Raw genomic sequence first — 12442 nt, 5'->3', positions numbered from 1 at the left:
CCGGGCGGAGCGAGCGCCGCAGACACCGGGTGGGGTCCGGCCTCTTTCAGCCGTGCAACCACGTCTTCGCGCGGCATCGTGAACTCGGCCGAGTACGTGCAATCCAACCGCGCGCCCTCGTTGATGCACTTCCTGCCGGTCGCCTGCTGGGGCATGCGGCCGCCGGCGAATCGCATGACCTCGGAACATGACGTCGCGTGGGGCACAAACAGGGGGACCACGATGACGTAGGAGAAGAGACCCGCAACGGCCGCGATGTCTCCCACGGTGGCCACAACGGGTACCAGCCATCCAAAGCGCCTCTTCGGACGTGGGGCGTGCTGGGGCCAGTGGCGCAGGCCGCTGCGGGGCACTCGGATTTGGGGACTTCCAGTCCGGCTCCGGGCCACTGGGTGTTGCCGTCTATACGGCCAGGTCGGCCAGGCCGGCCAGGCCGGCCAGGGCGGACCGGTCGCCGTCAGCGTCCTCATCGACGCCATCGTCATCCGGCTGCTCCTGGTTCCCGCGTCCACGACCCTGCTCGGCACCGGCAACTGGTGGGCACCCCGGTGGCTGGACCGCATCCTGCCCCGCTTCGACCCCGAAGGCCGGGACTCGGCCCGTCTGTCCTGAGCAGCCCGGTACGACGGGCTCGCGAGCCGCCCCCGACAGCCGGGGGCGCCAGGTAGTGGATCATATGGACGACATGGTTCCGGAAGGATGGGGGAGCGGAGAGTGGACGCCGCGGAAATAGACCAGGTCCGGTGGGATGCCGCCGAGATCTGGGGGCAGGCCGGTGACGCGGCACGGCTCACGGAGTTCGGCGAGGCGCTGGTGCAGGAACGCGCAGTGCTGCGCAAGCGGCTTCGCAACCTCGACCACCGCCTGACGCAGGTCCTGCGGGCCCTGGCGCTCACGCCGGGCCGGCAGTTCGTCGAGCAGCTGCTGCGGGTGTACCACGCAGCAGGGGGATCGGACGCCGGCGCGCCGTCAGGGCCGCGCTTCCTGGCTTCCTTGCTCGCCGAGGCTCAGACCCTGGAGGACCTGCTGCCCGTCCTGTCCCACGACGGCGGCGCCCTGTGGGACGAGCTTCGTGCCTGCCTGTTCCACGAACTGCTGCTGCGCGGCGTGGACGCGGAGGAGATCCGCCGGCGGTCGCACAACATCCACTTCTGCGCCCCGTGGGGCGGCCTGGCCTGGCTGCCCCAGAAACTCGCCGACATGGAACACGGCGCCCGCTTCCCCCGTCGCGGCTACAGCAGTGCGGCCGGCATCGGCTGCCCGGCGATGTCCTCGCCCGTCGCCCTCGATGCCGCCGCCCGTCGCGTGGGAGCCGGCCACCCGGTGACCGACGCCACGACCGTGCGCCTTGCCGAGGCGATCACCGGGCCCCCGGAACAGGGCAACTGGGGTGCTCACGACGTGGGTGTCTTCAGCACCGAGCGGCCCGTCACCCCGGAGGAACTGCCGGGCGTCGTGGCGTCACTGCCGATGGAGTGCCTTGCGGGCCTGGGGGTGGAGGACCGCTTCGTCTTCGCGCCGTGCTCCGTCGGGGAAGTGTGGCGCGTGCTCTTCGCCACCGCCTCGGGCGCAGGGGTGTACGGACCGGGGGTGCACGGTGCCTACGGCCGTCTGTCCGCGTGGTGGTCCATCGCGGGCCTCGCCGGCGCGCGCCCCGACGCCGGCCCTGCCGAGGTCGAGCAACAGGCGTCGGCCTGTACGTGGATGCGGTTCGAGGCGGGCTCCGAGTGGTTCCACAACGAGATCAACGACTACGGCATCGTGGCGCTCACCCCGGACGGCCGCCGCATCGCCGTACTGGCTGCCACCGACACCGACTGAACCACGCCCTTCCGGCGGGCCGGCCGGCATCCACGGCACTGGGGCGGCCGCCCTCGTCGGCCGGCGTCGCCGACCGACGAGGGCGCGTTTACCGCGTTTACCGCGGCTACCGCGTCTACCGCGGCGGTTCCTGCGCGACCCCGGCGATGACCGCGGTCACGACCTTGTGGACGGCACGGGACTTCGGCGGGGTGCCGTCCCGGTCGGCGAACAGCAGGTGCGCGGCCCCGATCAGGGTGGGGGCGAGCGTGTCGACGTCGGCATCCGCTGCGATACGGCCCAGCTCGCGTTCCGCGGTGAGGTAGGCGGCAAGCATGGCCGAAGCCTCCGTCAGCAGGGGGACGCCGGTCGGCGTGGTCCGGCGCAGCCGGGTGCGCAGCTCGTCCCGGGACGTGATGAGCGCGACGATCGCCACGGCGACCGACCCGAACAGCTCGGTCAGCGCGTCGGTGAGGTTGCCGGCGACGGTGCCGGTCCCGGCGGCGTCGCGCAGGGTGGCGGCCCGGGCGTCGATCCGGGCGATGCGCTCCAGCACGAGCTCGGCGAGGAAGGCGTCGAAGTCGGCGAAGTGCCGGTGCAGGACGCCCTTGGCGCAGCCTGCCTCCATGGTGACGGCCCGGCTGGTGAGCGCGTTCGGCCCGTCCCGGAGCAGGACGCGCTCGGCGGCGTGGAACAGCTGCTCGCGTGCGTCGCGCAGGGCTACCCCTGTGGGCACCGCGGGTTCCTCCTCGCTTCCGTCGGGCCCGCCCGGTTGACGAGTGGGCATGTGCCCACCAATAGTGGGCGCATGCCCACTATACCCCCGGAACGATCACGGCCGTCCGAGCACCGGCTCCATCAAGACCGGGAGGCGGCCCAGTCGTTCGGCACGGACGCCGAACGCTACGACCGTGCCCGGCCCCGCTACCCCGACGCCTTGGTGGACCGGATCGTCGCCGGTCGCCCCGGCCTGGACGTCCTCGACGTCGGCTGTGGGACCGGAATCGCCGCCCGCCAGTTCCAGGCGGCCGGTTGCAGCGTGCTCGGGGTCGAGCCCGACGCGCGGATGGCCGGCCTGGCACGGCGGTTCGGCGGCGAGGTCGACGTCGCGACCTTCGAGGACTGGGAGCCGGGCGGCCGGCGATTCGACGCGGTCGTCGCCGGGCAGGCGTGGCACTGGATCGACCCGGTCGTAGGAGCCGCCAAGGCCGCGCAGGTGCTGCGCCCCGGCGGCCTGCTGGCACCGTTCTGGAACGCGTTCGGGTTTCCGCCCGGCCTCGCACAGGCCGTCGCCGACGTCTGCCGACGGGCGCTGCCCGACGCTCTGTTCGACTTCCAGGCGATCATGAAGGAAACCCTGAGCGGGTACCAGGTGCTGTTCGCCAAGGCCGCCGACGGCATCCGGGAGGCGGGCGGATACGGCGAAGCAGAGCAGTGGCGGTTCGGCTGGGAACGGTCCTACACCCGGGACGCCTGGCTGGAGCAGATGCCCACCCAGGCCACCTTCACCCGGCTCCCGCCCGAGAAACTGGAGGAGGTGCTGCAAGGGGTCGGGGCCGCTATCGACGCGGTGGGCGGCAGCTTCACGATGCGCTACACGACGGTGGCCGTCACCGCGGTACGAACCGGCGCCGCCTGACCCGGCCCACCGCCCGGCCGCGCGGGCGCGGGGTGGGCACCGCACGCCGTCACAAGCCCCGGGCCCTTCGGTCACGGTGAGCGGACGGGGTGATGCCGCGTACGCGCTTGAAGGCCGCGCTGAAGGCGAAAGCGTCCGTGTACCCGATGCTCCTGGCCACGGAGGTGACCGTCGCGCCCGGTGCGCCCAGCCGGTCGGCGGCAAGCCGCATCCGCCACTCCGTCAGATAGGTCAGCGGAGGTCTGCCGACCAGAGCCGAAAAACGGCGCGCGAAGGCGGTGCGGGACATGCTCGCCTCGTCCGCCAGCGACGCGACCGTCCACGGACGGGCCGGCTCCTCGTGCAGCCGCCGCAGCACGTGCCCGATGTCCGGGTCGGCGAGCGCCCGGTATCCGGTCGGCGGGGTGCTGTCCGGGCGGGCGAACCACGAGCGCAGCACCCGCACCAGGAGCAGGTCCAGGAAGCGGTCCAGCACCACCTGTTGCCCCGGCCGGTCGTGCTCGACCTCGGCGGCGATCAGGTCGAGCAGGGGAGAGACTCCCTCCTCCGGCCGTATGACGGCGATGGTGGGCAGCGAGTCCAGCAGCGGCCCGCACAGCTCGCCGCCGACCCGGTACCCGGCGGTGATCAGCAGATCCGATGCGCCGTCGGCCGTCATCTCGTCGACCGTGCGGCCGGCCAGCCGCCAGTGACGGCCGGAGTCCGCCTGCGCCCCGGTGAGCGCGCACCGGTCCTGCCCGTCCACCAGCACGTGCGGGGGACTGCCGGGGTGGTCCGCGACGGTGTACGGCTGCGCGGTCCGCACCAGCGCGACGTCGCCCTGCCGCATCCGGACCGGCTCGCCCTCGGCGGGCACCAGCCACGCGGTGCCGCGCAGCATCGCGCTGAGCGTCAGTGACGCGGGCTCGGTGAACCGGAGCCCCCACGGCGGGCAGCTGACGGCGTTGCAGAAGACCGCTCCGTGGGCGCGCACACCGGTGAGATAGTCGTCGAGGAGATCCACCGTGGAACGATCGCACAGGTAATCGGCCGTTTCAACCATGGGCCGTACCGAACGGGCCGGGTTGACTGAGACGCATGACAGAGATCCTCGTACTCGGCGCAACCGGCAAGACCGGCAGCCGGATCGTCCCCCGCCTCCGCGCCCTCGGCCACACCGTCCGCGCCGCCTCCCGTTCCGGCGCCACGCCCTTCGACTGGGCCGACCCGACCACCTGGGACCGTGCGCTCTCCGGCGTCCAGGCCGTCTACTTCGTCCCCACCGAGACCCTCGGCCTGCCCGAGCGCTCGGAGTTCGTGGCGCGGGCGAAGGCCGCCGGGGTCCGCCGGATCGTCCAGCTCTCCGTACGCGGGATCGATCCGGAGGACGGCGGCACGCCGGAGACGGAGGCGGCCGTCCGGACTTCGGGACTGGAATGGACCGTGCTGCGCCCCTGCTGGTTCGCGCAGGACTTCGACGCCCCCGACTTCTTCCTCTCCGACGTCCGCGCCGGCACGCTGGCGACTCCCGCCGGAGACGGGCGCGAACCCTTCATCGACGCGGCGGACATCGCCGACGCCGCCGTCGCCGCACTCACCGGGGACAAGCACGTCTCCAAGGTCTACGACCTCTCCGGCCCGCGCGCCCTGACCTTCGCCGAGGCCCTCACCCTCATCGGCGACGCCACCGGCCGCACCCTCGTCCACCAGTACCGGGACGCCGCCGCGTACGCCGTCGACCTGATGCGCGCGGGCTACCCCGCCGGCGACGCCGAAGCCGTCGCCTCCTTCATGGACGGCATCGGCAAGGGCCACGACGACTACCTGAGCACGGGCGTCCAGGACTGCCTGGGCCGCCCGCCCCGCCCCTTCGAGGACTACGTGCGGGAGACCGCCGCCACGGGCGTATGGAACCCGTGATCCGTCACCGGCACGCGAACCCCGCTCATCGGTCACATTTCTTCGACGCGATCCGTCATGGCAGTGACAGCAACTGACAGCACGAAGGGATACGACGATGGAAACGCGTTCGATCACTGCGGAGGTTCCGACGGGTCCGCGGATGTCCGAGGACCCGGTGGAGCTCGTGCCGGAGCTGGCGGAGGTGTCGGCGGCGCTGTTCAAGGCCACCGGCAACCGCTCGGTGCCGCGGACCACGATCAGTCTGGTGCAGCTGCGCGCCGGCCAGATCGTCGGCAACACCTACCTGACCGTCCTGCACACGGGTTTCCTGCGCAAGGCCGGGGAGTCGGAGGAGCGGATCACCGCGGTGGCGTCCTGGCAGGACGCGCCGTACTTCACCGGCGCCGAGCGTGCGGCGCTGGCCCTGGTGGAAGCCGTGCTCCAGCCCTCCGCGCACGGCGAGAGGGTGTCCGACGAGCTGTACGCCCAGGTGGCCGAGCACTATGACCCCAAGGCGCTGGCCACGTTGACGATTGCGATCGGGCAGGTCAACTTCTTCATCGCCGTGGCCCTCATCGCCAAGCCGGTCCCCGGCCGGTCGTTCACTGACCCCTGGAAGTAGGACCGTAAGACTGGAGCCGGATGTTCGGGTCCCCGGCGGGGGACCCGAACATCCGGAGCGGCGGGGGAGGGACCGGCTCGCCGCTCACCCGCAGGGCCGGGGCGGGGCGTCACGGTGTCGGGACGACACCGAGCTGCTGGAGGAATCCGAGGAGATCCTTGTCCGACCACTTCTCCGCGAGCTTGCCGTTCTCGATGCGGTGCATCACCGTCGCGGTCATCGTGACCGGCCTGCCGGTGGCAGGAATGCCGGGGAGGTCCTTCTCGTGCACGCCACGGGCCGTCAGCCGGGTCACGACCTTGTCGCCCTCCGCGATCTGGTCCTCGATATCGTGGGTTCCGGGTGTGGCCTCCCAGAACAGGCGGAAGGCCTGTTTGAGGCCCTCGCGGCCGGGTGCGAACCCCGGGAACGGTGGCGGCGAGTGATCCTTGTAGTCCTCGGCCACGAGATCGTCCAGGGCATCCAGGTTGCCCTCGTCGATCTCCTGGTAGAACCGGCGAACCAGCCTCTTGTTCTCCTCGGTGGACACGGCACCTCTCTGCTGTCTTCACCTCATGCCGCCGGAGCGGTACACATGGCCCGCATCGTCACCCGTCGGCTCCCTCCGCCCCCTCCCCGGCACGCCGGACTCCCGTGGACGTTCACTCGGAAGCGCTGCCCGGGCGGCCGGCCGGGGTGGCGGTGAGTGCGGTGCCGGCGGCGTCGAGGATCCTTCCGAAGACGTGGGCGATGACGGGCTTGGCGACCACGCGGGTGAGGGCCGCGCCGAAGGGGAAGCGGACCTGGAAGGTGGTCGTCCAGACGACGAGCGTGCCCTCGGCGACCTCCGTGAAGGTCATGCGGCCGAGCTCGTGCCGGGCCGGCGGGAAGCTGCGGTCGACGGCGTAGTCGAAGTCGTACGGCGGGTTGTAGGACGTGATCCGCTCGCGGAACCAGCCGATCACCCACGTGTGCAGCCGGACGGCGCCCACTCCGTAGGGCGCGCCCGCACCCGGCCGGGCCAACCGTGCCTTCAGGACGAAGGGGGAGCGGGTGTAGTTGGTGGTCGTGGTGCACCATGCGAAGACGTCGGCGATCGGCGCTGCGATGACACGTCGTACCGTCAGGGTTTCCATGTCGCGTTCCTTCTCCTGGCCAACGGGCGCGGGACGACGGCCGCGCCGAGCTTGTCGGGGTTGCGTACGGCGTACATGCGGTGGATCAGGGCGTCGGCGATCTCGAAGACCAGCACATGGTCGAGCCGGTCGCCTGAGCGGACCAGCAGTGCGGGCAGGGCGTTGTAGCTGGCGAACTCGGCCTGGGCGCCGAGCCCGCTGGTCCTGGCGACTCCGGCGACGAACCGTGCGACCTGCTCGCGCCCCCGGACCGGACGGCGGGCGGCGGTGACCCGGCCCCCGCCGTCGGAGACGTGGACCACGCCCGGCGCCATCAGCTTCATCAGCGCCGTGACGTCGCCGGTGCCGGCCGCGCGCAGGAACCGGCCGACGATCTCCTCCGCCGTGCGCGGGTCGGGGGTGAAGCGCCTGCGCCGCGCCCGCACGTGCTCGCGTGCGCGGTGTGCGATCTGGCGTGCCGTGGTCTCGGTCTTGCCGACCAGGTCGGCGACCTCACGGTGCGAGTAGCCGAACACCTCGCGCAGGACGAACACCGCGCGTTCGTCCGGGCTCAGCGTCTCCAGCACCAGCAGCATCGCCATGGACACCGACTCCGCGAGCACGACGTCCTCGCTCACGTCCGGCCCGGTGCGCACCGGCTCGGGAAGCCACGGCCCGACGTAGTCCTCTCGACGCCGCTGTGCCGAGCGCAGGTGGTTCAGCGCCTGCCGGGTGACCGTGCGCACCAGATAGGCGCGCGGATGCCCGATGTCCTTCCCCTCCGCACCGTGCCACCGGAGATAGCTGTCCTGCACCACGTCCTCGGCGTCGGCCGCGCTCCCGAGGATCTCGTAGGCGATCGTGAACAGCAGCGGCCGGCACTCGGCGAAGACCTGTCCCTCGCTCACCCTCCACCTCGCATGCCCGTCTCCCTTCCTCCGCGTATCAGGCTCGCCGTGTAGACACCGCGCAACCCGAAACCGTGACGCCCTCGCCGGTGACGTGCATCACCTCGAAGGTGCCGGCGCGGCCGTCGCCGACTCCGTCGCGGCGACGGCAGGAGGGCATCCCAGCCGGTCCCGCACCAGGCGGTGCTGGACCAGGCAGGTGGCGGCGATGACGGTGCCGAAGGCCGCCCAGCCGACGGGGCCGGCGGCGATGGCCGCCGTCACCACGATCGGACCCGCCGCGCGCTGGGTCGCCTGGGCGAGGCCGTGGACGCCGAGGTAGGCGCCCTGGGCGGTCCCGGGGGCCAGGGCCACGGAGAGCTCCCAGGAGACGGTGGCGTGGAGCATTTCGGCGAGGGTGAAGCCGATGGCCGCGACGGTGAGGAAGACCGCGGCGAAGGCGGCGCCGTGCGCGGCGGAGGCCGCCATGGCGATGCCGGCCGCGGCGAAGGCGATGCAGAGGGGGACGAGAAGGGCACGGGCCTGGGCGGTCGTCGCGCCGAACCGGGCGAGGGGGACCTGCAGCGCGACGACCAGCACGCTGTTGAGGACGAGCAGCAGGGGGACGAGGCCGTGCGGGGCGTCGGTGGCGCGGACGGCCCACAGCGGCAGGCCGACCCGGAAGACGGCGTCGTCGAAGAAGAGCACGCATTCGGTGACCACGTACGCCAGGTAGGTGCGGTCGCGCCAGGGGCCGGCCGGCATCTCTGCGGGCGCGGGGCCCGCGCCGGTGGCGACGGTGCGGGCGGGTGCCGAGGCTTCCGCGCAGCGCAGGGTGATGAGGGCGGCCGCGACGAAGGAGAGGCCGTCGCCGGCGAGCAGGTACCGGTAGACGGAGGTCGTGCCGATGCCGAGCGCGGCGGCCGCGCCGAGGCCGCCGACCGCCCAGCCGACGTTGGCGACCGTGCGGTTGACGGCCTGGTAACGGACCCGCTCGGGTCCGGCGATGCGGGCGCCGTAGAGCTTGGTGAGGACGCTCGTGGCACGGTCGCCGAAGCCGCCGGCCGCCGAAATCAGCAGCAGCGCCGCGTAGTCGCTCGTGACGAGGAGGCCCACGACGGTGGCGGCGCGCAGGAGCTGGAAGGCGGCGAGCACACGCGTGAGCGGAAGGCGGTCGGCCAGGCGGCCGCCGATCGGGGCGCCCGCGATGCCGGCGATGCCCGCGGTGGCGACCAGGGTGCCGACCTCGGCCACCCCCAGGTGGCAGACGTAGGTGAAGTACAGGACCGAGGTGGCGGCCCAGAGGCCGCTGCCGACCCTGTCGACCAGGGCCACCCCCAGCATCCGGCGCCCGTCCCGGCCCCCTGGTACGCGTGCGCTGACGGTGGTGCCCCATGTGCGTGCCGACTTCACGGTCCGGTTCCCCCCGGTTTCCCTTGCCAACCAATATGTATCAATACATAATTGACTACGTGGCAACACAATATGTGATCGCAGGTACGACGGCCAAGGCCATTTCCGCGTCGGTCGAACGGGCCGTGAGGGACGGCGCCTTGGAGCCCGGGGCGGCACTGCCGCCCGTGCGCAGGCTCGCCGAGGAGCTCGGGGTCAGCCCCGGCACCGTCGCGACGGCCTACCAGGAGCTGCGGCGGCGCGGCATCGTGAACACGCGCGGCCGCGGCGGAACGGTCGTGGCGCCCGCCCCCGCCGTGGCGTCCCGCCGCCCGCCCCAGGTCCCCGACGGCCTGTGCGACCTGGCCGGCGGCCACCCCGACCCGGCGTTCCTGCCGGACCTGCTGCCGCCCGCCGGCCTGTCGCCCGGCGCCCGGTCCCACCGCTCGTCCCCCCGTCTGCCGCGCCTGGAGGAGGCCGTACGGCAGTGGCTGGGCGGCGAGGGCGTGCCGGTGGAGCACGTGACGTTCGCGCACGGGGCGCTGGACCTGATCGGACGGCTGCTCTCCATCGAGCTCGGCCCCGGCGACGCGGTCGCCACGGAGGACCCCGGCTACCACCATCTGCTCGACCTGATCACGGCGTTGGGGCTGCGCACCGTCGCGGTCGAGGTCGACGACGAGGGCATGCGTCCCGAGGCGCTGCGCGCCGCGCTGCGGGCGGGAGTGCGGGCCGTCGTGTGCAGCCCGCGGGCGCAGAACCCCTACGGCGGATGCTTCTCCGCCGCCCGTCGTGACGCGCTCGTCGAGGTCCTCCGCGAGGCTCCCGACGTGCTGGTGATCGAGAACGACCACGCCGGACGCATCGCCGCGGCCCCCCTCCACTCCCTCACGCAGGGCAGCGGGAGCGGGAGCGGGAGCGGGGGCGGGAGCGGGATCGGCGGCGGGAACGGGCTCACGCGCTGGGCGCACGTGGCGACGGTGACGAAATACCTGGGTCCGGACCTGCGATGGGCGGCGGCCGCGTGCGACGCGACGACGCTGGCACGGCACGACGGGCGCATGCTGCTCACCTCCGGCTGGGTGAGCCACCTGCTGCAGGAGACGGTGCTGGGCCTGCTGACGGACACGGGCGTGCAGGACCTGGTCCAACGGGCTCAGGAGGCGTACGACGAGCGGCGCCGTGCTTTGGCCGGCGAGCTCGGCCGGCGCGGCATCCCCGTGCACGGGGCGAGCGGCATGAACGTCTGGGTGCCCGTACGGGACGAGTCGGCCGTGGTGAACGGACTGCGGACCCACGGCTGGTGGGTCGCGGCCGGAGCGCGCTTCCGCATCGGGACCGCACCGGGGGTGAGGATCTCCACGGCCGGGCTGCCACCCGCCGACGCACGCCGGCTGGCCGCCGACTTCGCGAGCGTCCTGGGCGATTCCCAGGCGCTGTACGGCGGGTGAGGCCGGTGTGCCGGGGCGGGTGAGGGCAGCGTGCGGCGGGCGGGTCAGCGCCGTTCGAGTTCCGTCCGGAGGACGGCCGCGGCGCTGATGTCGCAGTCCTTGGTGGCGGTCAGGAGGGTGAGGGGATGGTGTTCCGCGACGGAGCGAAGATGGAGCAGGGCCTTTGCGTGCACGGCGTCGGCGTGCAGCTCGGCGCGGTAGCGGCGGCTGAACTCGGGGAATTTCTCCGGGTCGTGGCCGTACCACTTGCGCAACTCGGTCGAGGGGGCGGCGTCCTTGCACCACTCGTCGAGGGCGGCGGACTCCTTGCTCAGCCCGCGCGGCCAGATGCGGTCGACCAGCACGCGACTGCCGTCCGCAGTCCCGGCCGCCTCGTAGACCCTGCGTACGCGCACGTCGTGCGCCCGCTTCGCCGCCACTGCCACCTCCAGGTCACCGTCCCCCTCCGGGTTCCATGGTCCGCCCGGCGCGCCGGCCCTGCACCCGGGCGGCGAGCCGGCACCGTGGAAACGCCGTCGGCCTCCGGCCCCCATGGAGGGGACCGGAGGCCGACGGCGCGGATCGGAGCCAAGGACCGGAGCCAAGGGTCGGAGACCCGGCCCGGAGCCAGGGCCCGGAGTCAGGCGTGGAGTCAGCCGAGCTTCTTCACCTGGGCGTCGATCACGGCCTTCGGCTGCTCCGCCTTGCCGGCCAGGCTCTGGGCGTAGAAGGTGGCGACCGTGGTGCTCTTGCGGACGGCCACCATGTGGGCCGTGCCCGCCTGACCCTCCAGGTCCACGGTCAGGGTGAAGGCGACAGCCTCGTCGCCCGCGGTGTAGGAGGCGGACTCGACCTTGGTGATCTTCGTCTTCTCGCCGCCCGCCGTCAGGGTGAAGCCGCCGGCGCAGTCGGTCCCGGCCTTCTTCAGGCCCGCGACGGCCTCCGTGGCGCCCTGGCCGTCGTGCGAGCCCAGGGTGTCGGCCGTGACGGTCGCCCCCAGGGCGCCGAGGCCGGCCTTCATCTTCTCCTCGGCCGAGGCGTCCGCGGCCGGTGCCTGGGGGATCCCCACGATCTTGCGGGTCGCGGTCGCGGCGGGCGTGCCGGCACCGTGCATCATCATGGCGTCGACGAGCGGCTTGCACTCGGCCTTGTCGCTGCTGACGCCCTTGGTGGCGGCGAGGTCGGCCTCGGTCGCCTCGGCGACCTTGTGGCCCTGGAGGTCCGCCTGGGTCAGCACGAGCTTGTCCAGCTCGGCCTTCGACAGCGCCTTGCCGCCCGGGGCGGCGGGTGCGCCCGACGACGCCTTGGCCTTCGGCTCGTCCTTCGCCGACGAGTCTTCCTTCTTGGAACCACAGGCGCTGACGAGCAGAGCCAGCGAGACCGCGGTAGCGGCGACGGCGGTACGGCGGACAGTGGTGCGGCGCATGGAACAGCCTTCTTCTGGGACGAGGACAACGTCCCCGCGGGGGAGTACCACCCACTGGTGGTCGCGGGAAATCGTCGTGTGCAGATCAATTGTGGTGCGGAACAAACTATGCCGCGCGTTGACCGAAAGATCGACGTATTTTTGCCATTGGCTGGATCGTGATACCGACGCAATCACTCGTCTATTCGATCGAGATATCTGACGGTGCAACCTTTCGGCTATTGTCCGAATTCGGCTGTTCCGGGTCGTTGGTGACGGTCGGGGGGAGGGG

Annotated in this window: 13 protein-coding genes; 5 read left to right on the top strand and 8 right to left on the bottom strand. The window is 72.3% G+C overall.

Translation table 11 applies throughout. From position 1 onward, the window contains the following. Positions 1 to 714: 714 nt before the first annotated feature. Positions 715 to 1821 carry a DUF6183 family protein gene (locus tag IE182_RS10220; RefSeq protein ID WP_229844707.1) on the top strand — a complete coding sequence of 369 codons (1107 nt, stop codon included), beginning with the start codon at positions 715 to 717 and terminating at the stop codon, positions 1819 to 1821. A 115-nt stretch (positions 1822 to 1936) separates the two neighbouring features. Here the strand turns inward: IE182_RS10220 and IE182_RS10215 are convergent, their stop codons facing one another. Beyond that, a complete protein-coding gene (locus IE182_RS10215; protein WP_190109373.1) occupies positions 1937 to 2536 on the bottom strand; it encodes a TetR/AcrR family transcriptional regulator in 600 nt (199 codons plus the stop codon). 72 nt (positions 2537 to 2608) lie between these two features. On the opposite strand from IE182_RS10215, the gene IE182_RS10210 reads away from it, so the two are divergent. Next, on the top strand, positions 2609 to 3439 hold the full coding sequence (locus tag IE182_RS10210) for a class I SAM-dependent methyltransferase (protein ID WP_190109372.1): 831 nt from the start codon (positions 2609 to 2611) through the stop codon (positions 3437 to 3439). A gap of 49 nt (positions 3440 to 3488) precedes the next feature. On the opposite strand, the gene IE182_RS10205 is transcribed toward IE182_RS10210, so the two are convergent. Then, positions 3489 to 4481: an AraC family transcriptional regulator gene (locus IE182_RS10205; RefSeq protein ID WP_229844706.1), complete on the bottom strand. Its 993-nt coding sequence runs from the start codon at positions 4479 to 4481 to the stop codon at positions 3489 to 3491. Positions 4482 to 4516: 35 nt separating this feature from the next. Between IE182_RS10205 and IE182_RS10200 the strand changes: the two genes are divergently transcribed. Together IE182_RS10200 and IE182_RS10195 are read left to right on the top strand one after the other, a co-directional pair. After that, positions 4517 to 5338 (top strand): NAD(P)H-binding protein, encoded by an 822-nt coding sequence (locus IE182_RS10200; RefSeq protein WP_190109371.1) that lies wholly within the window; start codon positions 4517 to 4519, stop codon positions 5336 to 5338. Positions 5339 to 5435: 97 nt separating this feature from the next. After that, complete coding sequence (locus IE182_RS10195) at positions 5436 to 5942, top strand: carboxymuconolactone decarboxylase family protein (protein WP_190109370.1); 507 nt, start codon at positions 5436 to 5438, stop codon at positions 5940 to 5942. Between the two features lie 109 nt (positions 5943 to 6051). On the opposite strand, the gene IE182_RS10190 is transcribed toward IE182_RS10195, so the two are convergent. From IE182_RS10190 to IE182_RS10175, 4 genes are all read right to left on the bottom strand, one after another. After that, a complete protein-coding gene (locus IE182_RS10190; RefSeq protein WP_190109369.1) occupies positions 6052 to 6471 on the bottom strand; it encodes an ester cyclase in 420 nt (139 codons plus the stop codon). Between the two features lie 112 nt (positions 6472 to 6583). Continuing rightward, entirely contained in the window at positions 6584 to 7057 is a 474-nt protein-coding gene (locus tag IE182_RS10185; RefSeq protein WP_190109368.1) for an SRPBCC family protein, read from the bottom strand. Continuing rightward, positions 7045 to 7944 (bottom strand): RNA polymerase sigma-70 factor, encoded by a 900-nt coding sequence (locus IE182_RS10180; RefSeq protein ID WP_190109367.1) that lies wholly within the window; start codon positions 7942 to 7944, stop codon positions 7045 to 7047. Before IE182_RS10180 ends, IE182_RS10185 begins: the two co-directional genes overlap by 13 nt. Before the next feature lie 99 nt (positions 7945 to 8043). Further along, positions 8044 to 9336, bottom strand: a complete 1293-nt coding sequence (locus tag IE182_RS10175; RefSeq protein WP_308432097.1) for an MFS transporter — start codon at positions 9334 to 9336, stop codon at positions 8044 to 8046. A 59-nt stretch (positions 9337 to 9395) separates the two neighbouring features. On the opposite strand from IE182_RS10175, the gene IE182_RS10170 reads away from it, so the two are divergent. Next, positions 9396 to 10766: an aminotransferase class I/II-fold pyridoxal phosphate-dependent enzyme gene (locus tag IE182_RS10170; RefSeq protein WP_229844705.1), complete on the top strand. Its 1371-nt coding sequence runs from the start codon at positions 9396 to 9398 to the stop codon at positions 10764 to 10766. A 44-nt stretch (positions 10767 to 10810) separates the two neighbouring features. Here IE182_RS10170 and IE182_RS10165 read toward each other — a convergent pair whose 3' ends face one another. Together IE182_RS10165 and IE182_RS10160 are read right to left on the bottom strand one after the other, a co-directional pair. Beyond that, complete coding sequence (locus tag IE182_RS10165) at positions 10811 to 11185, bottom strand: DUF488 domain-containing protein (RefSeq protein ID WP_229844704.1); 375 nt, start codon at positions 11183 to 11185, stop codon at positions 10811 to 10813. Positions 11186 to 11397: 212 nt separating this feature from the next. After that, positions 11398 to 12171 carry a hypothetical protein gene (locus tag IE182_RS10160; RefSeq protein WP_190109364.1) on the bottom strand — a complete coding sequence of 258 codons (774 nt, stop codon included), beginning with the start codon at positions 12169 to 12171 and terminating at the stop codon, positions 11398 to 11400. Positions 12172 to 12442: the final 271 nt, after the last annotated feature.

Origin of the sequence: Streptomyces cinnamoneus, from assembly GCF_014650495.1 — a bacterium.
Taxonomy (GTDB): domain Bacteria; phylum Actinomycetota; class Actinomycetes; order Streptomycetales; family Streptomycetaceae; genus Streptomyces; species Streptomyces cinnamoneus.
The sequence above is the reverse complement of the archived record's forward strand: the minus strand, read 5'-3'. Positions and strand labels throughout refer to the sequence as shown.

Bases quoted from the DNA above. Each gene is read 5' to 3' on its own strand.
- IE182_RS10210 (WP_190109372.1), top strand. From the start codon at position 2,609: ATGCCCACTATACCCCCGGAACGATCACGGCCGTCCGAGCACCGGCTC.
- IE182_RS10205 (WP_229844706.1), bottom strand. From the start codon at position 4,481: ATGGTTGAAACGGCCGATTACCTGTGCGATCGTTCCACGGTGGATCTC.
- IE182_RS10200 (WP_190109371.1), top strand. From the start codon at position 4,517: ATGACAGAGATCCTCGTACTCGGCGCAACCGGCAAGACCGGCAGCCGG.
- IE182_RS10195 (WP_190109370.1), top strand. From the start codon at position 5,436: ATGGAAACGCGTTCGATCACTGCGGAGGTTCCGACGGGTCCGCGGATG.
- IE182_RS10185 (WP_190109368.1), bottom strand. From the start codon at position 7,057: ATGGAAACCCTGACGGTACGACGTGTCATCGCAGCGCCGATCGCCGAC.
- IE182_RS10160 (WP_190109364.1), bottom strand. From the start codon at position 12,171: ATGCGCCGCACCACTGTCCGCCGTACCGCCGTCGCCGCTACCGCGGTC.